Here is a 26,140-nt window from a genome sequence, read left to right as displayed (position 1 = left end):
AGCATCCTCCAGGCGTTATCCGCCGATGGTCACGCTAAAACCAGCCTGTTCAGCCAGCGTCTTGAATGGTTGAATCTCAGATTCTTCAGGTGCTTTAATCATCGACATCGACCATGTTTTTCCCAGTAAGTGATATTTTGGTTCGCCGTATTGATGGAACGGTAGAAGATGAATTTCGGGCAGCTTAAACGGGGCCAAAAACGCCAGGATCTGGCGGAAATTCTCTTCATCAAGCGTAAAACCCGGAATTAACGGCACCCGAGGAATGATGTGAATATTGGCTTCCACCAGGCGGGTGAAGTTATCCAGTACCCGTGGCATATTCATCAATAGCTGCCCTCGGGCCTGCGCTTCATCCATAATTTTAAGATCAAATAAGACTTCATCACACTCTTTCGCCAGCGGGAAAAAACGGCTGAACGCGGTATCGCCAGCCGTTTCAATCGCGGTTCTGATCCCCCACTCGCGTAAACGGCGCAGAAGACGAGTGGCAAACTCGGCCTGCATCAGCACTTCGCCTCCCGATAGGGTGACGCCGCCGCCGGAGGCGCGGAAGAAGACCTCGTCTTTTAGCACTTCCTTCAGCAGATTATCCAGCGTGACGTCGCGACCAATTTGCTCCCATGCGCCGGAAGGGCACTCGACAACATCCTGCTGGCAGCGGGAACAGTGCAAGCATTTGCTCTCCCGGCGCACGGTCTGGATTTTCGGCGAGATCGACTCCGGGTTGGCGCACCACGGACAAGTATGCGGGCAGCCTTTAAAAAAAACGACGGTGCGGATCCCCTGACCGTCATTTAAAGAGTAGCGCTGGATGTTAAAAATGCGCGCCTTATCGGCGCGCGTTTCCATCACCTCACAGCTGATGCGCGGTGCGGCGGATAATGTCATCCTGAATCTCCTGCGACAGCTCGACAAAGAAGGCGCTGTAGCCCGCGACGCGTACCACCAGACCGGCAAAATCCTGCGGTCGCTGCTGGGCTTCACGCAGCGTGTCGGCGTTGACCACGTTGAACTGAATATGCTGCAGCTTCAGCTTGGTGAACGCCTGTAAAAAATCGGCCAGCTTGTTCAGTCCACCGTCTCCGGCAAGCGTCGCCGGGGTGAATTTGACGTTCAGCAGCGTGCCGTTGGACAGTAGATAGTTATCCAGCTTGCTCACCGATTTGAGCACTGCGGTCGGGCCCTGAGAATCCTGGCCGACCATCGGCGACAGCCCGCCGTCCGCCAGCTGTTCCCCGGCCAGACGCCCGTCCGGGGTCGCGCCAACCACTGAACCCAGCGGCACGTGGGCAGATACGGTATATGAACCCGGCGTGAAGTGGCCGCCACGCGGGTTCTGGTACTGCTCAACTTCTTTGCAGTAGAAGCGCAGCAGGTCGGCGCTGATGTTGTCCACCTCGTCGATATCGTTGCCGTATTTCTCAAAGCGGTTGATCAGACGTGCGCGGATTTTCTCGCCTTCCGGCGTCTGGAAGTTGGCTTTTAGCACCGCCATAAGCTCGGCAAAGCTCAGGCGTTTTTGCTCAAACACCATTCCTTTTAGCGCGTGCAGCGAGTCGCTGAGGTTGGCGATGCCGATGCCCTGGACTCCGGAGAAGTTATAGCGCGCGCCGCCTTCGGTAATATCTTTGCCGTGCTGCACGCAATCTTCGATAAATGAAGAGAGCAGGGGAACCGGTGCCCAGTCGCGGTGGCCAATATCGCAAATATTGCTGCCTTCGACCATCAGACGAATGTAGTAGCGTGTCTTGTCGCGGATCTGGTCAATCAGTCCGTCCCAGGTGATGTCAGGATTGCTTTCGTTCTCCAGCATCACGATTTCCATCACCTTCAGCAGGTTGAACATCGCGATATCGTGCAGGCCGTAGGTGCGCCCCGGGATCGACAGCTCAACGCAGCCGACTACCGAGTAATCCCGCGCGTCTTCCAGCGACACGCCGCGGTTGAGAAACGCCGGGATCACCACTTCATCATTAAAGATTTGCGGAATGCCGGTGCCGAGGCGAATGGTCTCTGCGGTTTTGCGCAGGAAAGGGCGGTCAATCAATTCATTGACCCGCACGCCGAGGTTCGGCTGCGGCAGGCGCACGTTCTGATAGGCGTCGAGGGACAAAAACGACAGGATATTCACCGCGCTGCGCCCGGTCTCGGTCAGGCCGCCGAGCAGGGCCGTGTAGCCGGTCGGGAAGCCCGCGAAGTAGCGCGCGCTGCTGGTGGAGCGCAGCAGAACGATATCGTTGCACTTCACCCACAGCGATTCCAGCAGCTCTTTGAGGAACTGCGGGTCCTGGCCGCGATTCAGCGACGCCTGATAATACGGCAGCATGTACTGGTCAAAGCGCCCCAGCGAAATGGAGCTGGCGTTGGATTCATATTGCAAAATGATATTCATATACCAGAAGAGCTGGCTGGCCTGCCAGAAATCCTCCGGGCGATGCACCGCGTTATGGCGGGAAATTTCGGCGATAGTTTCCAGCTCTTTACGACGCTGTTCATCAACGCAGCTGGCAGCCATTTCATCGGCCAGCGCCGCATAGCGCAGAATATGGCGCTGAGAGGCTTCCAGCAGGATCAGCACCGCCTGATAGAAGCTGTTTTGCGGATGCTGTTTGTTTACCGCTTTAAGCTCCGCCACCAGCGCGGAAAGGCCATTTTCCAGCAGGCGAGGGTAGTCAATAATGATGTGCCCCTGGCCCTTATCGGTCTGGTTAACGCTAAAGATCTGCGTGCTGACGGCGGTTTTCACTTCATCCGTCATCTGGCTGTTGATGAAGTCCTTCATCGAGCGATTTTCCCAGTACGGGAACAGCTCTTCACGATAGATACGTTTGTCTTCTTCGCTAATGTTGAAGCGGTCCTGCGGGCGGGTCGGGAACTGATCCAACTCTTTGAGCAGCCAGTAGGGGTCCATCTCCGGGGAGACAATCCCGGCGCGCGGTTTAATCGTCCGGTTACCGGCGATCAGTTCATCATCACGAATCGAAATCTGTACGTGGTCGAGGACCCATTCGGTCGCTTTCGCCCGGCGGATCATCACCGGCTCCCCCTCCGTCTGCTTATGGCTGGCGGTATAGAGCAGGGCGCGCTCGAGGGAGATCTCGCGCGGGTTAGCGAACAAACGGTCTTTTAAACGTTGAGTGCGATTAGTCATGACAAACTCCGTGTTATTTTTTTGCGGGGCGCAGACCGCGCCCCGGCATTTTATTCAGGCATTCTGAGAAAGGTGGCTGTCGATTTTGTTCATAATGGCTTCGGCGCGCTTAACGGCGTCGCTGATGTTGACGCGCACGATGGTTTTCCCGGCAAAACGCTCTTCGAACTTGATGCCGATATCTTTGGTCAGGATAACCATGTCGGCGCTGGCGACGTCTTCTGCCGTCAGTTCATTCTCAATGCCGATGGAGCCCTGAGTCTCGACTTTGACCTGCCAGCCTTTGGCTTTAGCGGCGCTTTCCAGCGACTCGGCGGCCATATAGGTATGTGCGACGCCAGACGGGCAAGCGGTAACGGCGATAATTTTGGTCATAAAATATTCCTTCCAGTTTTTCAGTTAATTTCGAAATCAAGATCCATCTCGTCATCAGCATTGGCGTCTGACGTCTTCTTCTTGGCAAGGGCTTTGAACAGGATGACGCAGGCTGCGCTAACGATGGCGCCAACCGCGAGACCCGCGATAAAGCCGAATTTACCTTCAACGACCGGCAGAACGATCAGTCCACCCCAACCGGCGTAGCACTGCGCGCCGAGCAGCGCGGCGGTCACACAGCCGGCTGCGGCGCCAATCATGTTGGCCGGGATCACGCGCAGCGGGTCGGCGGCGGCGAAAGGAATCGCGCCTTCGGTGACGCCAACGCATCCCATAACCAGCGCAGCTTTACCGGTTTCGCGCTCTTCAGCGGAGAAGTATTTACGGCCAATCAGCGTTGCCAGCCCCATGCCCAGCGGCGGTACGGCGATGCCAACGGCGGCAATCGCGACGACGCTGTAAACACCTTGCGAAACGCAAATCAACATAAAGGCGTAGGCAACTTTGTTTACTGGCCCGCCCATATCGAAAGCCAGCATCAGGCCCATAATGATGGCCAGCACGACGATGCTGCCTTCGCGCATCCCTTGCAGCCAGCCGGTTAAGCTGGCAGTCAGCGCGCCAATCGGTTCACCGAGGCCCCACATCATGATCCCGGCAGTAATAAAGGTGCCGATAATCGGGATAACAAAGATAGGCATCACCGAGCGCAGGACTTTGTGCACCGGGATTTTCTTCAGGTAGTAGACCACCAGGCCGCCGATCATCCCGGCAATCAGCGCACCGAAGAAACCGGCGCCGAAGCTGTTGCCAACCCAGGCACCAATCGCGCAGGGGGCCAGCGCTGCGCGGTCGGCAATGGAGTAGCCGATATAGGCCGCCAGGAACGGCACCATTAACGTCAGACCGGCCACGCCGATATCAAACAGTTTTTTCAGATTAGGATCGGTGGCAACATCGGGCACCGCGCCCTTGCCGTACAACATGACGGAGACGGCCAGCAATATTCCTCCGGACACGACAAAAGGGATCATATGTGAAACCCCGGTCATGAGGTGCTGGCGTGTATTTTTTAGTATTTGCACCAGTTCGTTCATTGTTTTCTCCTGAGCCTGTGCGGCTCGTGACTGAGTTGATGCATCAACCTTAGAAAAAGGGCGGCTTATAAAACAGTAGAGAAAAAGTGCATTTACTGGATATTTGTAAGGCGAGAAGAAAATTGCGATCCACCTCAAATCTTAGTCCTGCTGGGTTTTTAAGCTATTTAGCTGGCGTATTTGTGATGTCGAGCATAAAAAAGATCCGTGCATACAATTATCCAGTAATTACCAGTTTTGTCGTGTAGTGGCTGGCGGATTCTTTCTTTACTTTGGAGGCAATAACGTATTTTCAGGAGGAAGACGATGGCTCTGGTAATTGAATTCATATGTGATTTGCCCAACGGCGTACATGCGCGTCCGGCAAGCCTGGTAGAAACGCTGTGTAATACTTTTTCGTCTTCGGTCGAATGGTTGAATACCCGCAGCGAAGGGCGCGGGAATGCGAAAAGTGCGCTGGCGATTATTGGTACCAACACCATTAAGGGTGATAGCTGTCAGCTGATTATCAGCGGTCAGGATGAGCAGCAAGCGTTTGACGCGCTGTCGGCCTTTATCACCGACGAATTTCCGCACTGCGATGCGCCGTTGCCTACCGTCGATCAAATGGACGTTCAGCCGGTTCCGGAATCGCTCTCACGCCTTAATCCCACGCTGTTTCATGCCTTACCCGTCTGCGCCGGAAGCGCGGGTGGACGGCTCACGCACCTTAAATCGCTGGATCTGCGCGATTTAGGCACGCTGCCGGCGGCGGGAAATATTGAACAAGAGCAGGCGTCGCTGGATAAAGGGTTGATGCTGCTGGTTAAAAATATTGAGTTCCGTCTGCTGGATAACGACGGCACCGCCAGCGCGATCCTTGAAGCACATCGTTCTTTAGCGACCGATGCCTCGCTGCGCCAGCATCTGCTTGGCGGCCTGCTGACCGGCCTGAGCTGTGCTGAAGCCGTGGTGGCGACCAGCGAACATTTCTGCGCCCAGTTCAGCGCCTCCGGCAATAGCTATTTGCAGGAGCGCGTGCTGGACGTTCGCGACGTCTGCTTTCAGCTGTTACAGCATATCTACGGCGAATCGCGCTTCCCGGTACCGGGCAAGCTGACGGAAGAGTCTATCTGTCTGGCTGATGAATTAACCCCCAGCCAGTTCCTCGAACTGGATAAAACGCTGCTCAAAGGACTGCTGCTGCGTAGCGGCGGCACGACCTCACACACGGTGATCCTCGCGCGCTCATTTAATATTCCGACCCTGGTGGGCGTCGATATGGATGCGCTGCTGCCGTGGGTTGATCAACAGGTGCAGATTGACGGCAACGCCGGTTTGGTGGTGGTGAAACCCGATGAAGCCGTAGCGCGCTACTATCAGCAGGAAGCGTGGGTGCAGGAGCAAATTCGCCGTCAGCAGCAGACCTGGTTGGATAAAGAAGGGCGCACGGAAGACGGTATTCGTCTGGAAGTGGCGGCGAACATTGCCCACTCGGTAGAGGCAATGGCGGCATTTAATAACGGCGCGCAGTCGGTAGGGCTGTTCCGCACCGAAATGCTGTATATGGACCGCCCGAGCGCACCGTCGGAAAATGAACTTTACAACATCTTCTGCCAGGCGCTGGAGCCGGCCAACGGACGCAGCATTATTATTCGTACCATGGATATTGGCGGCGACAAGCCGGTGGCCTATCTCAATATCCCGGCAGAGAACAACCCGTTCCTCGGCTATCGCGCGGTGCGTATTTACGAAGAGTATCAGGCGCTGTTCCGCACCCAGCTGCGGGCAATTCTGCGCGCTTCGGCGCACGGTTCGCTGAAAATCATGATCCCGATGATTTCATCAATGGAAGAGATTCTATGGGTCAAAGAGCAACTGGCGGATGCTAAACAATCGCTGCGCAGCGAACATATTCCGTTTGATGAGAAAATCCCGCTGGGCATTATGCTCGAAGTGCCGTCGGTGATGTTTATCATCGATCAGTGCTGTGAAGAGATTGATTTCTTTAGTATCGGCAGTAATGACCTGACCCAGTATCTGCTGGCGGTGGATCGCGATAACGCCAAGGTAACGCGTCACTACAATAGCCTCAATCCGGCATTCTTACGCGCGCTGGATTATGCGGTTCAGGCGGTGCATCGCCAGGGGAAATGGATTGGCCTGTGCGGCGAGCTGGGAGCTAAAGGTTCGGTGCTGCCGCTGCTGGTAGGGCTGGGGCTGGATGAGCTAAGCATGAGCGCGCCGTCGATCCCGGCGACCAAAGCGCGTCTGGCGCAGCTTGATAGCCGCGCCTGCCGTCAGCTGCTTAATCAGGCAATGCAGTGCCGCACTTCACTTGAAGTCGAACACCTGCTGGCCCAGTTCCGCATGACCCAGCAGGATGCGCCGCTGATTAGCGCCCAGTGCATTACGCTGAACAGCGACTGGCGTAGCAAAGAAGAAGTGATTAAGGGCATGACCGATAACCTGCTGCTGGCCGGGCGCTGCCGCTACCCGCGCAAGCTGGAGGCCGACCTGTGGGCCCGCGAAGCGGTGTTCTCTACCGGGTTAGGGTTTAGCTTCGCCATTCCGCACAGTAAATCGGAGCATATTGAGCAGTCAACCATCAGCGTCGCTCGTCTGGCGCAGCCGGTAGTCTGGGGCGACGATGAGGCGCAGTTTGTGATTATGCTGACGCTGAACAAGCACTCGGCTGGCGATCAGCATATGCGTATTTTCTCGCGTCTGGCGCGGCGCATTATGCATGAGGAGTTCCGCAAGGCGCTGGTGACGGCTGAGAGCAGCGAGGCGATTGCGACGCTGTTGCAGCGCGAGCTGGAGCTGTAGTTCGGACCGGAAAATCTCCCCGGTGGCGCTGCGCTTACCGGGGCTACGGTTCGACATCGTCTGCGGTTTTGTAGCCCGGGTAAGGCGCTTGCGCCGCGACCCGGGATTTCCGGGCTCGGTGCCTGAGGGAGGCGGATTGGGTAGCCCGGACAGGCGCAACGCGCCGCCTCCGGGAGATTTTCATGCAGCAACTAAATTGCCCCTGAAACAGAAAAACTCACAGCGATGCCCTGGCGCCCGCTGAAATCGGCGAACCGGAGGTCGGAAGACAAGGGCTGGCCGCCAGGGATGGCGGACAGAGGCGAATCGAGACAGTGATGTCGAGTTGAGCCGACCGCAGGCTGAGGACCGGGAGGTGAGCGCAGTGCGCAGCACCGATTTCTTTGCGGGACCGTGGGGATTGTAAAGGGGGAGACGGTTTTCTCCCCCTTTACCCGTTCACGTTCGACGGAAATACATTTTCTGCGGGATAGCGGTGAACGGAATCCGTATACATTCCCGGAGGCGGCGCTGGCGCGCCTGTCCGGGCTACTTTTATCCGGCAATGGCCTGACAAATCGCTTCGCCCACCTGCTGGGTGGAAGCGGTGCCTTTCATATCCGGCGTTTTCGGCCCGCTGGCGATGGTCTGCTCAATTGCCGCCAGAATACCGTCATGAGCGGCCTGATAGCGTTCATCCCCGTTGCCGAGGAAATCGAGCATCATCGCCCCGGCCCAGATGGTAGCGATAGGGTTGGCGATATTTTTGCCGTAGATATCCGGCGCTGAACCGTGAACTGCTTCAAATAGCGACGGGAAGGTACGATCCGGATTGAGATTCGCCGATGGGGCAATCCCGATGGTGCCGGTACAGGCCGGGCCGAGATCGGAGAGGATGTCGCCGAACAGATTGGATCCGACCACTACGTCAAAACGCTCCGGCTGCAGCACAAAGCGGGCGCACAGAATATCAATATGCTGCTTATCCCACTTCACCTCCGGGTAGTGCTGCGCCATCGCTTCCACGCGTTCATCCCAGAAAGGCATGCTGATGGCGAGGCCATTGGATTTAGTCGCTGAAGTTAACGTTTTGCGCGGGCGGCTTTGCGCCAGCTCAAAGGCGTAGCGCAGGATCCGGTCAACGCCGCGGCGGGTAAACACCGACTCCTGAATCACCACTTCATGCTCGGTGCCCGGATTCACATGTCCGCCGAGGGCGGAATACTCCCCTTCGGTATTCTCGCGTACCACGTAAAAATCGATATCGCCCGGCTGCTTACCCGCCAGCGGGCAGGGAACGCCGGGAAACAGGCGCACCGGGCGCAGGTTGACGTACTGGTCAAATTCGCGGCGGAACTTCAGCAGCGAACCCCAAAGCGAAATGTGATCCGGCACGATATCCGGCCAGCCGACCGCGCCGAAGTAGATAGCATCAAACTCTTGCAACTGTGCGTGCCAGTCATCGGGCATCATTTTGCCGTGTTGCGCATAGTAATCGCAGCTGGCCCACTCAAAATGCTCAAAGCTTAACGCCAGCCCCCAGCGTTCAGCGGCGGCCTGCAGTACGCGAACGCCCTCAGGCAGCACTTCTTTTCCGATGCCATCGCCGGGGATGGCGGCAATACGTAAGGTTTTATTCATCGTTGTTCTCAGTTTGCGGTAAGGGAAATTGACTTCACCTCTATCCTATAATTGACTGATTCATAATTAATCCCGTCAACTGGTGAAACATAAAACACGAATCATGAATAATCTGCCGCTGCTGAACGATTTACGCGTCTTTATGCTGGTCGCCCGCCGCGCCGGTTTTGCCGCCGCCGCTGAAGAACTGGGCGTCTCTCCGGCTTTTGTCAGCAAGCGGGTGTCGTTGCTTGAGCAGACGCTCAACGTCCAACTGCTGCACCGGACCACCCGGCGGGTCGCCATTACTGAGGAGGGCGAACGCATTTACGAATGGGGGCAGCGCATTTTGCAGGATGTCGACCAGATGATGGACGAACTGTCCGATGTGCGGCAGGTTCCGCAGGGGACGCTGCGCATTATCAGCAGCTTTGGCTTTGGCCGTCAGGTTATCGCCCCGGCGCTGTCCGAGCTGGCCCGCCGGTATCCGCAGCTGGAGATCCGTTTTGACGTCGCCGACCGGCTGGTGGATTTAGCCAATGAGGGAGTCGATCTGGATATTCGCGTCGGCGACGATATTGCCCCCAATCTGATTGCCCGTCAGCTTGCGACTAACCACCGTATTCTCTGCGCCTCGCCGGAATTTGTGGCTCGTCATTCGCGCCCAAAGCAGCTTAGCGATCTCGCCGCGCTACCTTGCCTGGTGATCAAAGAGCGCGACCGGCCCTTTGGCGTTTGGCAACTGCACAGCAAAGAGGGCGAACACGCGATTAAAGTAACCGGGCCGCTGTCGTCAAACCACGGCGAGATCGTTCATCAATGGTGCCTGGACGGACAGGGGATCGCGCTGCGCTCGTGGTGGGATGTGCGTGAAAATATCGCCAGCGGGAATCTGCTGCACCTGCTGCCGGAGTACTATCAGCCCGCCAATATCTGGGCTGTTTATGTGTCGCGGCTGGCGACCTCAGCGAAGATTCGCACCACCGTGGAGTTTTTGCGTCACTACTTCCAGCAGCGCTTCCCGCAGCAGTACGTCGAGGTGAAATTGCCGACGGCGGGTGCCGTCGGCCGAGGGGATTAAACGCCGAGTCTGTCGCGCAGGCTGTAGTAGGCCGCGCCCATCGCGGTAAACGGAATGCGCAGGCTGCGCCCGCCGGGGAACGGGTAGTGCGGCAGCTTGGCGAAGGCGTCAAAGCGTTCGGCGTCACCGCGCAGCAGCTCTGAAATCAGTCGTCCGGCGAGGTGGGTACAGGTGACGCCGTGGCCGCTGTAGCCCTGCATATAGTAGATATTGTTATCGAGACGACCAAATTGCGGCATCCGCGAGAGGGTCAGCAGGAAGTTGCCTGTCCAGCGGTAGTCGATTTTCACCCCTTGCAGCTGCGGGAAGGTTTTCAGCAGCTTCGGCATGATCATACGTTCAACATCGTCCGGGTCGCGTGCGCCGTACACCACGCCGCCGCCGTACAGCAGGCGGTTATCGGCGGTCAGGCGGTAGTAATCCAGCAGATAGTTACAATCTTCCACGCAGTAGTTTTTCGGGATCAACGAACGTGCCAGATCCTCAGACAGCGGTGCGGTAGTGACGACCTGGGTACCGCAGGGCATGCTGCGCTTCGCCAGTTCCGGTTCGACTTTATCGCCGAGATAGGCGTTACCGGCGACAATCACGTAGCGGGCGGTGACCTGACCGCGTTCGGTGGTCACCACCGCCGGGCTGGTGTGCTGAATACGGGTGACCGGCGATTGCTCGTAAACCCGACCGCCGTTCAGCCTAATCGCGTCCGCTTCGCCGATCGCCAGATTCAGCGGATGGATATGGCCGCCGCTATGGTCCAGCAGCGCGCCCGCGTAGCGATCGCTGTCTACTTCGCGACGAATAGCGCTGGCATCCAGCAGCTCCAGTTGCGTATTGCCATAGCGCTCCCAGTTCTCTTTCTGCTCTTCGAGCGTCTCCAGCTGTTTATGATTCAGCGCGACAAACAGGCCGCCGGGGCGATAGTCGCACTGGATTTGATAGCGCTGGATGCGCTCGCGGATAATATCGCCGCCTTCAAACATCATGCTGCCGAGCATTTTCGCCGCGTCCGGGCCGTAGGTTTTCTCGATAACGTCGATATCGCGGCTGTAGGAGTTAACCAACTGACCGCCGTTGCGCCCGCTGGCGCCGAAGCCGATGCGCGTGCCTTCCAGCAGCACCACGTCGTAACCCATTTCGGCTAAATGCAGCGCTGAGGAGAGTCCGGTATAGCCGCCGCCGACGACGCAGACGTCGCAGCTTATCGATTCGTCCAGCGTTGGAAACGGTTCATAGCGATTGGCGCTGGCGGCGTAATAGCTGGTGGTATGTTCGGTCATGATTAAGCCTCCAGGGCAATCCAGATAGTTTTCAGTTCGGTGAATTTTTCCATTGCGTGCAGGGACTTATCGCGTCCGTTGCCGCTCTGCTTGTAGCCGCCAAAAGGCACGGTCATATCGCCATCGTTATAGTTATTCACGAAGACGGAGCCGGCTTTCAGGCGGCGGCTGACGCGATGGGCGCGGGAAAGATCGCGGGTCCAGACCGCCGCGCCGAGGCCGTAGCGGCTGTCGTTAGCAAGACTCACGGCCTGTTCTTCGGTTTTAAAACGGGTCACCACCAGCACCGGGCCGAAGATCTCTTCCTGACTGAGAGGAGATGCGGGGTCGACGTCGACAAAAATGGTCGGGCCGACCGCTGCGGGCCATGGATTTTTGCGCCCGTCCAGCAGCAGCGTGCTGTGCGCTTCCCCGGCGCGAATAAAGCTGTGGACGCTGTCGGCGTGGCTGTTGTCGATAAGCATGCCCATGGTGGTATTCGGGTCGAGCGGGTTGCCTGGTTGCCAGCCTTTTGCCTGCTCTTTTAACAGCTCGAGAAACTTATCGGCGATGCTCTCTTCGAGTAGCAGGCGGGTTCCGGCAATACAGACCTGGCCCTGGTTATAGAAGATGCCGCCGGCGGTGGTATTGACCGCTTTTTGCAGGTCCGGACAGTCGGCAAAGACGATATTGGCGCTTTTGCCGCCCGCCTCCAGCCAGACGCGCTTCATATTGCTGTCGCCTGCATCTTTCAGCAGCTGCTTGCCGGTGCGGGTAGAGCCGGTGAAGGTGATGACTTCAACATCCGGATGCAGCGCCAGCGCCTGACCGGCTTCATGGCCGAAACCGCTCACCACGTTGAGCACCCCGTCCGGCAGCCCGGCCTCTTTCGCCAGGCCCGCCAGACGCAGAGCGGTAAGCGGGGATTTTTCGGAAGGTTTGAGAACCACGCTGTTCCCGGCGGCCAGCGCCGGGCCAAGCTTCCAGCAGGCCAGCAGCAGCGGGAAGTTCCACGGTACTACCGCCGCAATCACGCCAATGGGTTCGCGAACGATCATCGCCAGTTCGTTGATACCGGTAGGCGCGACTTCGCCGTACACTTTATCAATGGCTTCGGCGTACCAGCGAATCGCACGGGCGGCGCCGGGAATGTCATCGCGTAGGCTGTGGCGAATCGGTTTGCCGGTATCCAGGGTTTCCAGCAACGCCAGCTCTTCACGGTGAGCTTCCATTAGAGCGGCGAATTTATTTAGCACTGCTTTGCGTTGAGAAGGGGATGCCTGCGACCAGTCGCCATTCTCGAATACGCTGCGGGCGGCCTGCACCGCACGATCCACGTCGGCTTTTTTACCGCGAGCCACTTCGGCGAGCGTCTGCTGCGCGGCAGGATCATTGGTTTCAAAAACGCTATTATCGGCGGCGGCGCTGTATTCACCGTTAATAAATAAGCGCGTCTCAATAACGAGCGTTTTTGCTTTTTCTTGCCAGTAAGCCAGGTTGTGAAAATCCATCATGACTCCTTAATAACGTAATCGGGAAAATATAAAATTTGATTATTTCTGACCCTCAGGGCGCAGGGCGTCCCCGGGGTTAATACCGTTTTAATCGTCGTATTACTCGGTCTGCGGGCTGAGAGATCCCCAGAAATAAAAAGCTGGGGATGGTTTTCTCCCTCTCCCTTCGGAAGAGGGCCGGGGTGAGGGCATTTTTGCGCACACTCGCCCCTCACCCTAACCCTCTCCCCGTAGGGGAGAGGGAACTGTCCTGCTGTCATTTTTTACTACATAACAACGTGTTAGCGATTTCAGTAAAACAAAAGAATACCTCTCCCAAAAGGGGCCAGCGGAATAAGTCTTTCCACATTGCGCAAGGTGATCTGCGTTTTCTTCGCGCCGCCGGAATTAAGCTCCGACGGCGCAGGCCTGAAGAAAGCCTGAAAAAAATCTCAGGCTAAAAATCAGAATGTGGTGGGGGTATGGGCACTGATAATTCGACAGATGCCTGCCGAGGTGTTGCTGAAGCTATGCGGTATGCCAGTGTTAATGGCATAGCTTTGCCCCGCCACCAGGTGATACGCCTGACCGTTAATGGTCAACACGACTTCACCCTCCAGTATGGTGCCTATCTCCTCGCCCTGATGCTTGATCCTCTCCCCGGTTGTGGTTCCAGGCTGGTACGTTTCAAAAATCATCGCCAGCGTGCGGTTCGGATTTCCATTATGAACAAGCTTCATCGACACCCCCTGACTGCCGATTTCAATCAGATCGTCCTGATTGATAACCACCTGCGGTTCAGCCGGTTTTTCTGGTTCAGAAAAGAATTCCGAGAGCGACAGCCCATAGACTTTCAGCAGCTTTTGCAGCGTGCTGATGGCAGGACTGACTTTGTCCTGTTCTATGGTGCTGATGGCACTATGTGTTAACCCAGACAGTTCGGCGGCACGACGCTGTGAGAGACCCAATTGCTGGCGGATCTCTGACAAACGTTTCCCTGGCGCCAGTCCGTCATCGCTCATATTTGCATTTCCTTAACGGTAGTGGTCAGAGTCGCTGTTTTTCAGCGATATGGTTCTGACAGGCGGTGATAAAACCTTCAAACAACATCCGCGACAGGGCGTATTCGCTACTGTTCCATTCAGGATGCCACTGCACACCCAGAGCGAAAGGATGGTCATAAACGCTAACCGCTTCCGCCAGCCCGTCCGAAGAACGGGCCTCCACGCGCAGCCGTGGACCCAGTGTTTTTGCTCCCTGTCCGTGTAACGAGTTGACCCAAAACGTGTTGCAGCCCGGTATTAACTGAGAAAGTAAACCTCCTTCCTGAACCTGGACTTCATGCGAGGGCGCATATTGCTGTTCTACAGGAAGTTCAGGATCTTCGCGGTGCTCAAGCAGTTCAGGCTGCTCGAACAGACGACGATACAGAGTCCCGCCGGTGGCGACAACCAGTTCCTGTAACCCACGGCAGATGGCGAAAATGGGGATGCGCCTTTCGAGCGCGGCGTTGATCAGCGCCATGCTCAGAAGATCACGCCCGGGATCGGCGTCAGGCTCATCGCCGTTTTCACCATAAAGGTGCGGCTGCACGTTGCTCGGGCTGCCAGGCAGATAAATGCCATCCAGTTTAGGCAGTAACGTAGAAAGCAGGTCCGGTTCCGCTAACGCGTGCGGCAGGGCAATGGGTAACCCTCCGGCGTGAACAATCGCATTCAGGTACTTCTCTTGCAGAGTTTGGGTCTGGTGACCCTTAAGCCTGTTCCGACACATCACCACGCCAATAACTGGCTTGTACATTATATTTTCCATGATCGCCCTCACAAAGTGGACTAAATTATGACCGGATTAGCGGGTAAAACGGCCATTTCGTTCAATATTTTCTCAATCTAGCAGTGGAAATAGCCCTTTGCAAACTTAATTTAACATTTGACAAACAATTTGTTTGCATACACATTCGAATGGTGGACATTATATTTAACAGTGCTTTTTCAGGGTCCGAAACTAAAACAACGGCGGTGAATCATGGAAACCAATATCGTAGAAGTTGAGAATTTTGTTCAGCAGTCGGAAGAGAGACGGGTAAGCGCATTCACTCATGAAGTGAGGCGCTACCTCGAGCGTTACCCGAATACGCAATACGTCGATGTCCTGTTGACCGACCTGAACGGCTGTTTCCGCGGCAAGCGTATTCCAGTCTCCAGCCTGAGTAAGCTGGAGAAAGGGTGCTATTTCCCGGCTTCGGTGTTCGCGATGGACATTCTTGGCAACGTAGTGGAAGAAGCGGGTCTCGGCCAGGAGATGGGTGAGCCGGATTGCACCTGCGTGCCGGTGCTGGGTACCTTAACGCCCTCGGCGGCGGACCCGGAATATATCGGTCAGGTGCTGTTGACCATGGTTGATGAAGATGGCGCTCCCTTTGACGTTGAGCCGCGGAACGTTCTGAACCGACTCTGGCAGCAACTGCGCCAGCGCGGACTGTTCCCCGTGGTAGCGGTAGAGCTGGAGTTCTATTTACTTGACCGCAAGCGCGATGCCGAAGGCTACCTGCAGCCGCCGTGCGCGCCGGGGACAGGCGATCGCAATACCCAGAGCCAGGTTTACTCCGTTGATAACCTCAACCACTTTGCCGATGTCCTTAACGATATTGATGAAATCGCCCAGCTTCAGCTGATCCCGGCCGACGGCGCGGTGGCGGAAGCCTCTCCTGGTCAGTTTGAAATCAACCTGCATCATACCGATAACGTGCTGGACGCCTGCGATGACGCGCTGGCGCTAAAACGCCTCGTGCGTTTGATGGCCGAGAAGCATAAGATGCACGCCACTTTTATGGCGAAACCCTATGAAGAGCACGCCGGTAGCGGGATGCATATCCATATCAGCATGCAGAACAACAAAGGCGAGAACGTGCTGGCGGAAGCTGATGGCGAAGATTCCGCGATGTTAAAACGTGCGCTCGCCGGGATGATTGACCTGATGCCGGCCTCGATGGCGCTGCTGGCGCCGAACGTGAACTCGTATCGCCGCTTCCAGCCGGGAATGTACGTGCCGACCCAGGCGTCGTGGGGGCATAACAACCGGACGGTGGCGCTGCGTATTCCGTGCGGCGATCGCCATAACCATCGCGTGGAGTATCGCGTGGCCGGGGCGGATGCCAACCCGTATCTGGTGATGGCGGCGATTTTTGCCGGTATTTTGCACGGTCTGGATAACACGCTGCCGCTACAGGAAGAGGTGGAAGGCAACGGTCTGGAGCAAGATGGCCTGCCGTTCCCGATTCGCCAGAGCGATGCGCTGTGGGAGTTTATGCAAAACGATCATCTGCGCGAGCGGCTTGGCGAACGTTTCTGTCATGTTTATCACGCCTGTAAACATGACGAACTACTGCAGTTTGAGCGTCTGATTACCGAAACTGAAATTGAGTGGATGTTGAAAAACGCCTGATTGCCGCCCCGCGAGGGGCACCTTAGGTTTACCACAAGTAGCATCATACGGCCTGAGCGGAGCCTGGTCGGACGTTTGTGCTGGGAGCCCAGCCATTTCCCGGATGCCGCGTTAAGGAGCGCAGGCGGCAACGGGCTTTAGTTAACGACACAGTGTGTGACGAGGAAAGTGAGATGATGCAGATGTTCAAATATCCGCAGGGAGAAGGGGGCCGTCCTGGCCGCATGGAGTGCGCAGCCACCGCCGCTGGTCGGTTCTTTTTACCTTCTGATTTGCCATTAACCCCGTTGCGAAGTTGGTTTGTTTTCCGGTCATTACGACCGCAAACCCAGGTTTGCAGCGGGGGAAATGACAATGGCTATTAACACCTCTCTTGACAACGCTCCTGAAAAGGGCAAACCCGGGCTGCGCAAATCGCTCAAGCTGTGGCAGGTAGTGATGATGGGTCTGGCCTACCTGACCCCGATGACGGTGTTTGATACCTTCGGAATTGTTTCCGGCATCAGCAACGGCCACGTACCGGCTTCCTATCTGCTGGCGCTGGCGGGTGTGCTGTTTACCGCCATTAGCTACGGCAAGCTGGTGCGCCAGTTTCCGCAGGCGGGCTCGGCTTACACCTATGCACAGAAGTCGATCAGCCCGCATGTTGGTTTTATGGTTGGCTGGTCGTCGCTGCTGGATTATCTGTTCCTGCCGATGATCAACGTTTTGCTGGCGAAGATTTATCTCTCCGCGCTGTTTCCGGAAGTACCGCCCTGGGTGTGGGTGGTGACGTTTGTGGCGATCCTCACCGCGGCGAACCTGAAAAGCGTCAACCTGGTGGCGAACTTCAACACCCTGTTCGTGCTGGTGCAGATCTCGATTATGGTGGTCTTTATCGTGCTGGTGGTGCAGGGGCTGCATAAAGGGGAAGGGGTCGGTACCGTCTGGTCGCTCCAGCCGTTTATTAGCCAGAACGCGCACCTGATCCCGATTATTACCGGGGCGACGATAGTCTGCTTTTCGTTCCTCGGCTTTGATGCGGTGACCACCCTTTCCGAAGAAACGCCGGACGCCGCGCGGGTGATCCCGAAGGCGATTTTCCTTACCGCCGTCTACGGCGGGGTGATATTTATCGCTGCATCGTTCTTTATGCAGCTTTTTTTCCCCGATATCAGCCGTTTTAAAGATCCGGATGCGGCGCTGCCGGAGATCGCTCTCTACGTCGGCGGCAAGCTGTTCCAGTCGATTTTCCTGTGCACGACGTTTGTGAATACCCTGGCATCAGGACTGGCTTCGCACGCCAGTGTCTCACGGCTGCTGTATGTGATGGGCCGCGATAACGTTTTCCCGGAGCGCATTTTTGGCTACGTCCACCCGAAATGGCGCACCCCGGCGCTGAACGTCATTATGGTCGGGATTGTTGCGCTGTCGGCGCTGTTCTTCGATCTGGTCACCGCCACGGCGCTGATTAATTTCGGCGCGCTGGTGGCATTCACCTTCGTTAATCTGTCGGTGTACAACCACTTCTGGCGGCGTAAAGGCTACAACAAAACGTGGAAAGATCGTTTTCACTATCTGCTGTTGCCGATGGTTGGTGCGCTGACGGTAGGGGTATTGTGGGTGAATCTGGAGGCGACATCGCTGACGCTCGGTCTGGTGTGGGCGGGGCTGGGTTTACTCTATCTGACTTATCTCACCCGCCGATTCCGCAAGCCGCCGCCGCAGTTTGATGGAGCCAAAGCGGAACAGGCCTGGGAATCGTAACGATTTTTTACGCCGACACAAAGGCAGGCGAGCAAGCCTGCCTTCTTTTTTGTCATTATCGTTTGAAATCAGGCGGGCCGGTAAAAATAGTAGGGGCAGAAGGTAAGAATAGTGAGGATGTATTATTTCTTTTTCTTATGAATTGGTAGTTGTCCAGCGCGTCGATCCTTGATATAGGACACCAGGCTGTAGAGGGCTACTCCCAGCAAAACTACCGCGACGATAAAGAGCAGGATACCTGACATAGATTAACCTAATGTTATGTTTAACATGAAGAAAAAATACCGTGATATCGAGATAATAGCATCGGGATATTTCTTAAAGATGACCCGGTGAGTTAGACAACAATGGACTGCCAGTGAAGCTATTAACTTATTATTTACATGAATAAATGTGAAGTGTAAAGCATTGGGGTGGTTAAAAAGTGAACTGAGTTACACACCTTTAAGCGAATTTACAGACGCGAGCCCGGCAGGCTGCTAATCTTGGCCCGCTTAAATATGGGTGAGAGTAATAAATGGGTAATAAGCATATCGTTGGTCTTATTGGACTGGCGCTGGTGGTGGCTTCCTTTAGTAGCCTGGCTGATTCCGATCGCCAGTCAATTCGTGAACGTATTGTCGATCAGGTTTTAAAACCCTGCGAAGGTAAAAAGGCGGGAGATAAAGTACTGATAATCGACCATCGCGGTGGTGAGCATGAAGCCATCTGTACGCTGGCGGCGGTGCCGCTACCGGAGTAACGGCCGCTGCGAAAGTTATAGATTCCCCGTGCCGCCATCGACCAACAGTTCTGTCCCGACAACATAGCTGGATTCATCCGAGGCCAGGAACAACGCGGCTTTCGCCAGCTCCTGCGCTGTGCCCATCCGGCCCAGCGGAACCAGATTCTCGATCTCCGCCTGTAGGCTTTCGAGCGCCTCGGCGCTGAGCCCCAGTTTATTCAGCGCCGGAGTTCGTACCGGGCCAGGGCTCAGGCCGTTAACGCGGATCCCCCGCGACAGCAGCTCGCCGGACAGCGTACGCGCCAGCGATAGCAGCCCGGCTTTACTGGCGGCATAAGCGCTGCTGGTCGGCAAGCCGATATGGGCGCTTACCGAACCGCACAGAATGACCGACGCCGGGTTTGCCAGCAGCGGCAGCAGCGCCTGTAGCAAGAAAAAGGGGCCTTTCAGATTGATGTTCATCAGCCGATCCCAGCGCTCTTCATTCCATTCGCCGAGCTCGCCATGGGTTACGTCTCCGGCGTTGATAAACACCGCATCAAGCTGTGACCATCGGCTGTTCAGCGTTTCCGCCAGCTGACGTTGCCCGCCGATATCCCCTGCATCGGCGGCAATAACCCACGCCTTCTCACCCAGTATCGTCCGCGCCTGTTCAAGTACGACGGGGTTGCGCCCGGTGACCGCAACATGGGCTCCTTCAGAGAGAAATTCCTGCGCGGTGGCAAGACCGATGCCGCTGGTACCGCCGGTAATCAAGGTAAATTTTCCTGCTAAACGTCCCATCTTTTCACTCCTCTTGCGTGACTGGAAAAATCACTATAAGTACATTAGTATACAAAGGGTACCAGGTACCAATTGGGTACTAATGAACAAAGGGGTGTGCTATGGCGGAAATCGCGGCGCGGGCAACGCAAAAAAATTTGCCGCAAGAATCTTGTCCCATGACCGACTTCGTCAATCTGATTGCCGGGAAATGGGCGATACCGATCCTCTATCGGTTGATTGTGCTTAACGTGCCGGTGCGCTTCAGCGAACTGCTGCGCGCGGTATCGCCGATTACGCAAAAAGAACTCACCCGCCAACTGCGCCTGTTTGAGCAGCGCGGACTGGTGTCGCGCCACGTCTATGCGGAGATTCCACCACGGGTTGAATATCAGATAACCGACCTGGGGCTGTCGATGCGCAGCGCGCTGCAACCGCTGGCGGAGTGGATGCGGCAGAACGGGCATCAGTTAAAACGCTAGAAAAATCGTCTTGTTAGCGAGTTTGCGAGCCATTGCCCGGAAAAATGTCATAAATTTGTCACAATTAAGGCGATGATAATCACTGACTGAGGGTTAAGGGATGAGAAAAAGTCTACTCGCCGCCGCCGTGGCAGGCGTTGTACTACTGTCCGCAGGCGTCCAGGCGCAGGAACAGACCGCACCGGAAGGGTACCAGCTGCAACAGGTGCTGATCATGAGTCGTCATAACCTGCGCGCGCCGTTGGCGAACAACGGCAGCGTACTGGAGCAGTCAACGCCGAAGTCCTGGCCGGAGTGGGATGTGCCCGGCGGCCAGTTGACCACCAAGGGTGGGGTGCTGGAAGTTTATATGGGGCACTATATGCGCGAATGGCTGGCGCAGCAGGGGCTGGTGACCAGCGGTGAGTGCCCGCCGGAGAACGCGGTTTATGCGTATGCAAATAGTCTGCAACGCACCGTCGCCACCGCGCAGTTCTTTATTACCGGCGCGTTTCCCGGCTGCGGCGTAACGGTGCATCATCAGGAAAAAATGGGCACCATGGACCCAACCTTCAACCCGGTGATCACCGATGATTCCGCCGCCTTCAGCGAAAAGGCCGTGCAGGCGATGGAGAAAGAGCGCCAGGGAATGCAGTTGAGCGAGAGCTATAAGCTGCTGGAGGAGATGACGGATTATCGCAATTCGCCTTCCTGCAAAGAGAAACAACAGTGCTCGCTGAGCGATGGTAAAGATACCTTTAGCGCCAAATATCAGCAGGAGCCGGGCGTATCCGGGCCGTTGAAGGTCGGCAACTCGCTGGTTGACGCCTTTACGCTGCAATACTACGAAGGTTTCCCCAAAGATCAGGTGGCGTGGGGGGAAATCAAAAGCGATAAGCAGTGGCAGGTGCTGTCGAAGCTGAAAAACGGTTACCAGGATAGCCTGTTTACTTCCCCAGAAGTGGCGCGCAACGTGGCTAAACCGCTGGTGAAATACATTGATAACGCGCTGGTGGGTGATGCAACAAAGGCGGCGAAAGTGACGCTACTGGTAGGCCATGACTCCAATATCGCCTCGCTGCTGACGGCGCTGGATTTTAAACCTTATCAGCTGCATAACCAGTACGAGCGCACGCCAATTGGCGGCAAGCTGGTGTTCCAGCGCTGGCACGATAACAGCGGCAACCGCGATTTGATGAAAATTGAGTATGTCTATCAAAGTACCGAGCAGTTGCGCAATGCCGACGCGCTGACCCTGCAATCACCGCCGCAGCGGGTGACGCTAGCGCTGAACGGGTGTCCGGTTGATGATAACGGCTTCTGTCCGATGGATACCTTCAAAAAGGCGATGGCCGAGGCGACGAAGTAACGAAGGTAATAAAAAACCCGGAGAAATCCGGGTTTTGCAGCTGACGGTTGAGCAAGACTTTGTAGCCCGGACAGGCGCAACGCGCCGCCTCCGGGAAGCTCATGCAATAACTCCCGGAGGCGGTACTGCGTACCTGTCCGGGCTACAACGACAGATAGTCAGACGTTTTTGCGCTCAATGGTTTGCTCGCCCCAGAACAGGGAATCTTTATCCGTTTTGGCGAAAGCGCGGGGCAACACTTCATCGCTGCCTTCTTCCCAGATTTTCTCCGCAAGCTTCTCATCGTAATTGGCTAATTCAAAAATTGCCTCGGCAATTTCGGGAGAGGTATTGCGTAAACTTGCCCATTCACCCACGCGGTGGGCTTTAGCTTCTTGAGTCGGCATGCTTTTCCTCCTAACCGTTTAATTTAACCGCCAGACCGGCGACATGTTCACCCTGATAGCGGGCAATCGCCAATTCTTCTTCGCTTGGCTGACGAGAACCATCGCCACCGGCAATGGTTGTTGCACCGTATGGCGTACCGCCGCGAACCTGCGACACATCAAACAGCTCCTGGGCACCGTAGCCAATCGGCACAATAATCATCCCGTGATGGGCAAGGGTGGTCCAGGTGGAGGTAATGGTTTGCTCCTGACCGCCGCCGGTACCGGTCGAACTGAATACGCTGGCCAGCTTACCGTACAGCGCGCCGGATGCCCACAGGCCGCCGGTCTGATCAAGGAAGGTGCGCATCTGTCCGGACATGTTGCCGAAACGGGTTGGGGTACCAAAGATGATGGCGTCATACTCTGCCAACTCCTGTGGCGTGGCAACGGGGGCGTTTTGTGTTTTCCCGCCTGCTTTGGCAAAAATCTCTGCCTGCATGGTTTCCGGCACGCGCTTCACGACCACTTCGACACCGTCAACTCGGTTTGCCCCTTCAGCGACGGCATGCGCCATGGTCTCGATGTGTCCATACATTGAATAATAAAGCACCAGAATCTTAGCCATTTGCATCACTCCTCGGTTGCGTTATAGACCAGTTACTTGACTGGCTACCTTTAAAGATAAGACCTCTGGCGAAGAGTGCAAATGCAACAATCATTTGTTTGATTTATAACAAAATTGCAAAGATTAAAGGTTGTTGCAAAAAGATACATATTTAACCCGACGTTTTTCGGCAACCATAAGAGGCGCTTAGCGAACGCGTGGCATGACAATGGTCGTTCTTATGGAAAATCTATTTCAGGATGTGACTATATTCATTGAGCATGGTTTTCATTCGCTAACCTTAAAGGCACGCGATACGACACCTGTATCGTGGAGGCTACGGTCTTGTGATTCACTAATGCAGCATGTATGGAGGTCCATAATGGCAAACCATCGTGGCGGTGCCGGCAACTTTGCCGAAGACCGTGAAAGAGCATCAGAAGCCGGTCGTAAAGGTGGCCAGCATAGCGGGGGGAACTTTAAAAACGATCCCCAGCGCGCTTCCGAAGCTGGCAAGAAAGGAGGGAAAAACAGTCACGGCAACCGTGAGAGTTAGCGGTTAATCTGATTGTTTCCTGATGGGGGTTAATCTCCCGGGCCCGACCCCATCACCCTCGCCGCCGACATGTTGTCGGCGGTTTTTTTATGGGTGAATGGTTGCCTCTGCGGGGGGCAGACTGCACACTAGCGGGCTATTTATTATGATTGGCCGTGTGATGTCTTCGTTTAAATTCTCCCTTACCCGCCAGGAAGCCATCCTGCTTGTTATCACCATGTTCTGGGGTGGTACGTTTCTCGCCGTTCAGTATGCGGTGACGCTAAGCGGGCCGCTGTTCTTCGTCGGACTGCGTTTTGGTACCGCCGCGCTGGCGGTGGCTTTACTGTCGCTGCGTACATTACGCGGCCTGACATGGCTGGAGCTAAAAGCGGGCGTGGCGATAGGTATCTCGATTGCGCTGGGCTACGGCCTGCAAACCTGGGGGTTGCAGTCGATCTCCAGCAGTAAATCGGCGTTTATTACCGCCATGTACGTGCCGCTAGTGCCGCTATTGCAATGGCTGTTCCTCAGACGGATGCCGGGGATGATGTCCTGCGTCGGTATCGTGCTGGCGTTTATCGGTCTGATCCTGCTGGCCGGCCCGGAGAGTAACCTGCTGGCGCTGGGTGTCGGCGAGATGATCACTCTTGCCAGCGCGGTGGCGATTGCGGCAGAAATTATTCTGATCAGCGCCTGGGCGGGGAAGGTGGATATCCGCCGGGTGACGGTAGTTCAACTGGCGACGGCGTCGCTGGTGGCGTTTGCCGGTATGGCCCCGGTTGGAGAAAGCATTCCGCCGATGACGTCGGGGCTGATTGGCGTTGCGCTGGGATTAGGCATCTTCAGCGCCATTATTCAGGTGACCATGAACTGGGCACAGCGCAGCGTGTCGCCGACGCGGGCAACGCTGATTTACACCGGAGAACCGGTGTGGGCGGGGTTGTTTGGCCGTATTGCCGGAGAGCGTTTGCCGCTGCTGGCGCTGGTGGGCTGCGTGTTTATTCTGGCGGGCGTGCTGGTTAGCGAGCTGAAGTGGAAGCGGAAAAAGATCCTGCCGCCAGAGAAGCTCCCGGATGGCGGCGTGAACGCCTTATCCGGGATTAGGGATCGTACCGAGCCTTAAGTATTCCCGGAGGCGGTGCTGCGCACCTGTCCGGGCTACCAGATCGCAGACGGCGATGGACCTGTAGCCCGGTCAAGGCGCCCTGCGCCGCCCCCGGGAGCACAGCGCAGGATGGCATAATTTCCCGGAGGCGATGCTGCGCATCTGTCCGGGCTACCAGATCGCAGACGGCGGTGGACCTGTACCCCGGTCAAGGCGCCCTGCGCCTCCCCCGGGAGCACAGCGCAGGATGGCATAATTTCCCGGAAGCGATGCTGCGCATCTGTCCGGGCTACAGGTACGTGCCAACGGGTTAAACAGGGGTGACGTCAGGTTGTTTGACTTCATGCTGACGGCGGTTAAGCAGGGCGTGGAGCAGAATCGCGCCGAATGTCGCCGTACCAATCCCGCCGAGGGTAAAGCCGCCCAGCGATAGCGCAAAATCACCCGCGCCCAGTACCAGCGTCACCGCGACCATAATCAGATTGCCGTTCTGGCTCAAATCCACCCGGTTTTGTACCCAAATCCGCGCGCCCGCGACGGCAATCAAACCAAACACCACAATGGATGCGCCGCCGATAACCGGCCCGGGAATGGTGTGGATCAGCGCACCGAATTTCGGCGAAAATCCGAGCAGCATCGCAATCACTGCCGCCGCGACGAACACCAGCGTGGAGTACACTTTGGTTACCGCCATCACGCCGATATTCTCTGCGTAGGTCGTGACGCCGCTGCCGCCAACCGAGCCTGAAAGCATGGTTGCCAGCCCGTCGCCGACGAACGCGCGCCCCATATACGGGTCCATATTGCGCCCGGTCATTCCGGCAACCGCCTTCAGGTGGCCGAGATTTTCCGCTACCAGAATCACTGCGACCGGTGCGATCAGCATCATCGCCTGGCTGTTAAACGTCGGGGTGGTAACCTGCGGCATGCCAAACCACGCCGCCTGCTCAAGCAGGCCAAAATCGAGCGGCTTGCCCAGCCCAAGCACGTTCGCCAGCAGCGCGTAGAGCGCGCAGGCGACAATCAGCCCAACGAGGATCAGCAGCCGCTGCAGCATCCCGCGGGTAAACACCGCTACCAGGCCGATGCACAGAACGGTCAGCACCGCCATCCAGCCGTCGAACGGCGTTGCCGACACGCTGCGCACCGCGATGGGCGCGAGGTTCAGGCCAATCGCCATCACCACCGCGCCGGTCACCACCGGCGGCATCATCCGCTCAATCCAGCGGGTGCCGATCTTCATCACTACCAGGCCAATCAGGGTATAAACCAGCCCGCAGATAATAATGCCGCCCAGCGCGACGCTGAGGTGCGGGTTCAGCCCCTGACCGTTAAAACCGGTGACGGCAATCACCACGCCGACGAAGGCGGCACTGGAGCCGAGATAGCTCGGCACGCGCCCGCCGGTAACCAAAAAGAACAGCAACGTACCAACGCCAGACATCAGGATCGACAGGTTGGGATCCAGTCCCATCAGGATTGGCATCAGCACGGTTGCGCCAAACATCGCCACCGCGTGCTGAACGCCCATCACCACGGTTTGCCCGGCAGACAGCCGTTCATCGGGAGCGACGACGCCGGACGCGGCGGAGGGGGAGGTTAACTGCCAGCGAGGAAAATCGAAGAGAGCCATGATGAGATCCTGGGTTTAAGGTTAACAGGCCGGGCGCATTAGCGTGTGGTAGCCGCGATCGAACCACATCAGTCCGCGCGGTTCCGGATGGCGAACAATCGCCGCCACTTCGCAAAACAGAATGTCGTGAGTCCCGACGCTAACAATCTGGCTGATGCGGCAGTCAAAGCTCGCCAGCGCCTGTTCCAGACGCGGGCAGCCGGTCGTTCCGGTTTGCCAGTCGGCGGCGGCGAAGCGCTCCGCCATCGGCGTTTTGCCGCCAAACATGTTCGATAATCCCTCCTGACCGGCCGCCAGCGTGTTGACGCACAGCGCCTGGTGCTGGCTGAATATCGGCCAGACCGAGGCTGAGCGATTCAGACACACCAACAGGGTGGGCGGCGCATCGGTCACGCTGCAGACGGCGCTGGCGGTAAACCCCGCGCGGCCTGCCAGGCCATCGGTGGTAATAATGTTAACCGCCGCCCCAACGTGGGCCATGGCGTCGCGAAAGCTTTGTTTATCGGCAATAGACATGCGGGCT

25 protein-coding genes are annotated in these 26,140 nt (G+C 56.6%); 10 read left to right on the top strand and 15 right to left on the bottom strand.

What is annotated here, in order from left to right; translation table 11 throughout:
• Positions 1–15: 15 nt before the first annotated feature.
• The 4 genes from ACMYSL_RS18085 to ACMYSL_RS18070 are packed head-to-tail and all read right to left on the bottom strand — an operon-like array spanning position 16 to position 4,626.
• A complete protein-coding gene (locus ACMYSL_RS18085) occupies positions 16–891 on the bottom strand; it encodes a [formate-C-acetyltransferase]-activating enzyme (protein WP_182237764.1) in 876 nt (291 codons plus the stop codon).
• The gene (locus ACMYSL_RS18080; RefSeq protein ID WP_434659272.1) at positions 857–3,154 is read right to left on the bottom strand and encodes a formate C-acetyltransferase; all 2,298 of its coding nucleotides are present in this window, start codon (positions 3,152–3,154) and stop codon (positions 857–859) included. The genes ACMYSL_RS18085 and ACMYSL_RS18080 overlap by 35 nt, the downstream gene beginning before the upstream one ends.
• Before the next feature lie 54 nt (positions 3,155–3,208).
• Positions 3,209–3,529, bottom strand: a complete 321-nt coding sequence (locus ACMYSL_RS18075; protein ID WP_004100938.1) for a PTS fructose-like transporter subunit IIB — start codon at positions 3,527–3,529, stop codon at positions 3,209–3,211.
• Between the two features lie 20 nt (positions 3,530–3,549).
• Positions 3,550–4,626, bottom strand: a complete 1,077-nt coding sequence (locus ACMYSL_RS18070; RefSeq protein ID WP_182237768.1) for a PTS fructose transporter subunit EIIC — start codon at positions 4,624–4,626, stop codon at positions 3,550–3,552.
• A 306-nt stretch (positions 4,627–4,932) separates the two neighbouring features.
• On the opposite strand from ACMYSL_RS18070, the gene ptsP reads away from it, so the two are divergent.
• The gene (gene ptsP / locus ACMYSL_RS18065) at positions 4,933–7,434 is read left to right on the top strand and encodes a phosphoenolpyruvate--protein phosphotransferase (RefSeq protein ID WP_181482745.1); all 2,502 of its coding nucleotides are present in this window, start codon (positions 4,933–4,935) and stop codon (positions 7,432–7,434) included.
• A gap of 534 nt (positions 7,435–7,968) precedes the next feature.
• Here the strand turns inward: ptsP and ACMYSL_RS18060 are convergent.
• On the bottom strand, positions 7,969–9,054 hold the full coding sequence (locus tag ACMYSL_RS18060) for a tartrate dehydrogenase (protein ID WP_434659269.1): 1,086 nt from the start codon (positions 9,052–9,054) through the stop codon (positions 7,969–7,971).
• An 82-nt stretch (positions 9,055–9,136) separates the two neighbouring features.
• On the opposite strand from ACMYSL_RS18060, the gene ACMYSL_RS18055 reads away from it, so the two are divergent.
• On the top strand, positions 9,137–10,114 hold the full coding sequence (locus tag ACMYSL_RS18055) for a LysR substrate-binding domain-containing protein (protein ID WP_434659267.1): 978 nt from the start codon (positions 9,137–9,139) through the stop codon (positions 10,112–10,114).
• Here ACMYSL_RS18055 and ACMYSL_RS18050 read toward each other — a convergent pair.
• The 4 genes from ACMYSL_RS18050 to puuD form a co-directional block, all read right to left on the bottom strand.
• Positions 10,111–11,391 (bottom strand): NAD(P)/FAD-dependent oxidoreductase, encoded by a 1,281-nt coding sequence (locus tag ACMYSL_RS18050; RefSeq protein ID WP_434659265.1) that lies wholly within the window; start codon positions 11,389–11,391, stop codon positions 10,111–10,113. The two genes, ACMYSL_RS18055 and ACMYSL_RS18050, sit on opposite strands and share 4 nt — an antisense overlap.
• Positions 11,392–11,393: 2 nt before the next feature.
• Positions 11,394–12,881 carry an aldehyde dehydrogenase PuuC gene (gene puuC, locus ACMYSL_RS18045; protein WP_434664137.1) on the bottom strand — a complete coding sequence of 496 codons (1,488 nt, stop codon included), beginning with the start codon at positions 12,879–12,881 and terminating at the stop codon, positions 11,394–11,396.
• A 446-nt stretch (positions 12,882–13,327) separates the two neighbouring features.
• Entirely contained in the window at positions 13,328–13,885 is a 558-nt protein-coding gene (puuR, locus tag ACMYSL_RS18040; RefSeq protein WP_004849766.1) for an HTH-type transcriptional regulator PuuR, read from the bottom strand.
• Positions 13,886–13,910: 25 nt separating this feature from the next.
• Positions 13,911–14,663 (bottom strand): gamma-glutamyl-gamma-aminobutyrate hydrolase, encoded by a 753-nt coding sequence (gene puuD / locus ACMYSL_RS18035; RefSeq protein ID WP_167492790.1) that lies wholly within the window; start codon positions 14,661–14,663, stop codon positions 13,911–13,913.
• A 225-nt stretch (positions 14,664–14,888) separates the two neighbouring features.
• On the opposite strand from puuD, the gene ACMYSL_RS18030 reads away from it, so the two are divergent.
• The 3 genes from ACMYSL_RS18030 to ACMYSL_RS18020 all read left to right on the top strand — a co-directional run bounded on the left by ACMYSL_RS18030 (position 14,889) and on the right by ACMYSL_RS18020 (position 18,053).
• Positions 14,889–16,307, top strand: coding sequence for a glutamine synthetase family protein (locus tag ACMYSL_RS18030; protein WP_181482739.1), 1,419 nt, complete (start codon positions 14,889–14,891; stop codon positions 16,305–16,307).
• Between the two features lie 173 nt (positions 16,308–16,480).
• Positions 16,481–16,672 (top strand): YmjE family protein, encoded by a 192-nt coding sequence (locus ACMYSL_RS18025; protein WP_434659262.1) that lies wholly within the window; start codon positions 16,481–16,483, stop codon positions 16,670–16,672.
• Positions 16,662–18,053, top strand: coding sequence for an APC family permease (locus ACMYSL_RS18020; protein ID WP_182237778.1), 1,392 nt, complete (start codon positions 16,662–16,664; stop codon positions 18,051–18,053). The genes ACMYSL_RS18025 and ACMYSL_RS18020 overlap by 11 nt, the downstream gene beginning before the upstream one ends.
• 122 nt (positions 18,054–18,175) lie before the next feature.
• Here ACMYSL_RS18020 and ACMYSL_RS18015 read toward each other — a convergent pair whose 3' ends face one another.
• Entirely contained in the window at positions 18,176–18,298 is a 123-nt protein-coding gene (locus tag ACMYSL_RS18015) for a small membrane protein (RefSeq protein WP_110277171.1), read from the bottom strand.
• A 272-nt stretch (positions 18,299–18,570) separates the two neighbouring features.
• Here ACMYSL_RS18015 and ACMYSL_RS18010 point away from each other — a divergent pair, with 272 nt between their 5' ends.
• On the top strand, positions 18,571–18,795 hold the full coding sequence (locus ACMYSL_RS18010; protein ID WP_434659259.1) for a hypothetical protein: 225 nt from the start codon (positions 18,571–18,573) through the stop codon (positions 18,793–18,795).
• Positions 18,796–18,810: 15 nt separating this feature from the next.
• On the opposite strand, the gene ACMYSL_RS18005 is transcribed toward ACMYSL_RS18010, so the two are convergent.
• Positions 18,811–19,560 carry an SDR family oxidoreductase gene (locus tag ACMYSL_RS18005; protein WP_434659257.1) on the bottom strand — a complete coding sequence of 250 codons (750 nt, stop codon included), beginning with the start codon at positions 19,558–19,560 and terminating at the stop codon, positions 18,811–18,813.
• Positions 19,561–19,661: 101 nt separating this feature from the next.
• On the opposite strand from ACMYSL_RS18005, the gene ACMYSL_RS18000 reads away from it, so the two are divergent.
• Both ACMYSL_RS18000 and agp read left to right on the top strand, forming a co-directional pair.
• On the top strand, positions 19,662–20,021 hold the full coding sequence (locus tag ACMYSL_RS18000; RefSeq protein WP_110277168.1) for a winged helix-turn-helix transcriptional regulator: 360 nt from the start codon (positions 19,662–19,664) through the stop codon (positions 20,019–20,021).
• A 100-nt stretch (positions 20,022–20,121) separates the two neighbouring features.
• Complete coding sequence (agp, locus tag ACMYSL_RS17995) at positions 20,122–21,369, top strand: bifunctional glucose-1-phosphatase/inositol phosphatase (protein WP_434659255.1); 1,248 nt, start codon at positions 20,122–20,124, stop codon at positions 21,367–21,369.
• Between the two features lie 158 nt (positions 21,370–21,527).
• Here the strand turns inward: agp and ACMYSL_RS17990 are convergent, their stop codons facing one another.
• Together ACMYSL_RS17990 and wrbA are read right to left on the bottom strand one after the other, a co-directional pair.
• Positions 21,528–21,755, bottom strand: coding sequence for a YccJ family protein (locus tag ACMYSL_RS17990; RefSeq protein WP_142512388.1), 228 nt, complete (start codon positions 21,753–21,755; stop codon positions 21,528–21,530).
• A gap of 10 nt (positions 21,756–21,765) precedes the next feature.
• Entirely contained in the window at positions 21,766–22,362 is a 597-nt protein-coding gene (gene wrbA / locus ACMYSL_RS17985; protein ID WP_181482736.1) for an NAD(P)H:quinone oxidoreductase, read from the bottom strand.
• 361 nt (positions 22,363–22,723) lie between these two features.
• On the opposite strand from wrbA, the gene ACMYSL_RS17980 reads away from it, so the two are divergent.
• Together ACMYSL_RS17980 and ACMYSL_RS17975 are read left to right on the top strand one after the other, a co-directional pair.
• Positions 22,724–22,897: a general stress protein gene (locus ACMYSL_RS17980; protein ID WP_110277165.1), complete on the top strand. Its 174-nt coding sequence runs from the start codon at positions 22,724–22,726 to the stop codon at positions 22,895–22,897.
• Between the two features lie 160 nt (positions 22,898–23,057).
• On the top strand, positions 23,058–24,002 hold the full coding sequence (locus tag ACMYSL_RS17975) for a DMT family transporter (RefSeq protein ID WP_434659252.1): 945 nt from the start codon (positions 23,058–23,060) through the stop codon (positions 24,000–24,002).
• Between the two features lie 292 nt (positions 24,003–24,294).
• Here ACMYSL_RS17975 and rutG read toward each other — a convergent pair whose 3' ends face one another.
• Entirely contained in the window at positions 24,295–25,617 is a 1,323-nt protein-coding gene (gene rutG, locus ACMYSL_RS17970) for a pyrimidine utilization transport protein G (protein WP_182237787.1), read from the bottom strand.
• Between the two features lie 21 nt (positions 25,618–25,638).
• Positions 25,639–26,133: an NADH-dependent FMN reductase RutF gene (gene rutF / locus ACMYSL_RS17965; protein ID WP_434659250.1), complete on the bottom strand. Its 495-nt coding sequence runs from the start codon at positions 26,131–26,133 to the stop codon at positions 25,639–25,641.
• Between the last annotated feature and the right edge of the window lie 7 nt (positions 26,134–26,140).

The sequence above is a fragment of the Klebsiella sp. MISC125 genome (genome assembly GCF_051131775.1).
Lineage (GTDB): Bacteria > Pseudomonadota > Gammaproteobacteria > Enterobacterales > Enterobacteriaceae > Klebsiella.
Note: the sequence above shows the minus strand (reverse complement) of the source record. Positions and strands in the feature narration are given on the sequence as shown.

Bases quoted from the DNA above. Each gene is read 5' to 3' on its own strand.
- ACMYSL_RS18085 (WP_182237764.1), bottom strand. From the start codon at position 891: ATGACATTATCCGCCGCACCGCGCATCAGCTGTGAGGTGATGGAAACG.
- ACMYSL_RS18080 (WP_434659272.1), bottom strand. From the start codon at position 3,154: ATGACTAATCGCACTCAACGTTTAAAAGACCGTTTGTTCGCTAACCCG.
- ACMYSL_RS18075 (WP_004100938.1), bottom strand. From the start codon at position 3,529: ATGACCAAAATTATCGCCGTTACCGCTTGCCCGTCTGGCGTCGCACAT.
- ACMYSL_RS18070 (WP_182237768.1), bottom strand. From the start codon at position 4,626: ATGAACGAACTGGTGCAAATACTAAAAAATACACGCCAGCACCTCATG.
- ptsP (WP_181482745.1), top strand. From the start codon at position 4,933: ATGGCTCTGGTAATTGAATTCATATGTGATTTGCCCAACGGCGTACAT.
- ACMYSL_RS18060 (WP_434659269.1), bottom strand. From the start codon at position 9,054: ATGAATAAAACCTTACGTATTGCCGCCATCCCCGGCGATGGCATCGGA.
- ACMYSL_RS18050 (WP_434659265.1), bottom strand. From the start codon at position 11,391: ATGACCGAACATACCACCAGCTATTACGCCGCCAGCGCCAATCGCTAT.
- puuC (WP_434664137.1), bottom strand. From the start codon at position 12,881: ATGGATTTTCACAACCTGGCTTACTGGCAAGAAAAAGCAAAAACGCTC.
- puuR (WP_004849766.1), bottom strand. From the start codon at position 13,885: ATGAGCGATGACGGACTGGCGCCAGGGAAACGTTTGTCAGAGATCCGC.
- puuD (WP_167492790.1), bottom strand. From the start codon at position 14,663: ATGTACAAGCCAGTTATTGGCGTGGTGATGTGTCGGAACAGGCTTAAG.
- ACMYSL_RS18030 (WP_181482739.1), top strand. From the start codon at position 14,889: ATGGAAACCAATATCGTAGAAGTTGAGAATTTTGTTCAGCAGTCGGAA.
- ACMYSL_RS18025 (WP_434659262.1), top strand. From the start codon at position 16,481: ATGATGCAGATGTTCAAATATCCGCAGGGAGAAGGGGGCCGTCCTGGC.
- ACMYSL_RS18020 (WP_182237778.1), top strand. From the start codon at position 16,662: ATGGCTATTAACACCTCTCTTGACAACGCTCCTGAAAAGGGCAAACCC.
- ACMYSL_RS18015 (WP_110277171.1), bottom strand. From the start codon at position 18,298: ATGTCAGGTATCCTGCTCTTTATCGTCGCGGTAGTTTTGCTGGGAGTA.
- ACMYSL_RS18010 (WP_434659259.1), top strand. From the start codon at position 18,571: ATGGGTAATAAGCATATCGTTGGTCTTATTGGACTGGCGCTGGTGGTG.
- ACMYSL_RS18005 (WP_434659257.1), bottom strand. From the start codon at position 19,560: ATGGGACGTTTAGCAGGAAAATTTACCTTGATTACCGGCGGTACCAGC.
- ACMYSL_RS18000 (WP_110277168.1), top strand. From the start codon at position 19,662: ATGGCGGAAATCGCGGCGCGGGCAACGCAAAAAAATTTGCCGCAAGAA.
- agp (WP_434659255.1), top strand. From the start codon at position 20,122: ATGAGAAAAAGTCTACTCGCCGCCGCCGTGGCAGGCGTTGTACTACTG.
- ACMYSL_RS17990 (WP_142512388.1), bottom strand. From the start codon at position 21,755: ATGCCGACTCAAGAAGCTAAAGCCCACCGCGTGGGTGAATGGGCAAGT.
- wrbA (WP_181482736.1), bottom strand. From the start codon at position 22,362: ATGGCTAAGATTCTGGTGCTTTATTATTCAATGTATGGACACATCGAG.
- ACMYSL_RS17980 (WP_110277165.1), top strand. From the start codon at position 22,724: ATGGCAAACCATCGTGGCGGTGCCGGCAACTTTGCCGAAGACCGTGAA.
- ACMYSL_RS17975 (WP_434659252.1), top strand. From the start codon at position 23,058: ATGTCTTCGTTTAAATTCTCCCTTACCCGCCAGGAAGCCATCCTGCTT.
- rutG (WP_182237787.1), bottom strand. From the start codon at position 25,617: ATGGCTCTCTTCGATTTTCCTCGCTGGCAGTTAACCTCCCCCTCCGCC.
- rutF (WP_434659250.1), bottom strand. From the start codon at position 26,133: ATGTCTATTGCCGATAAACAAAGCTTTCGCGACGCCATGGCCCACGTT.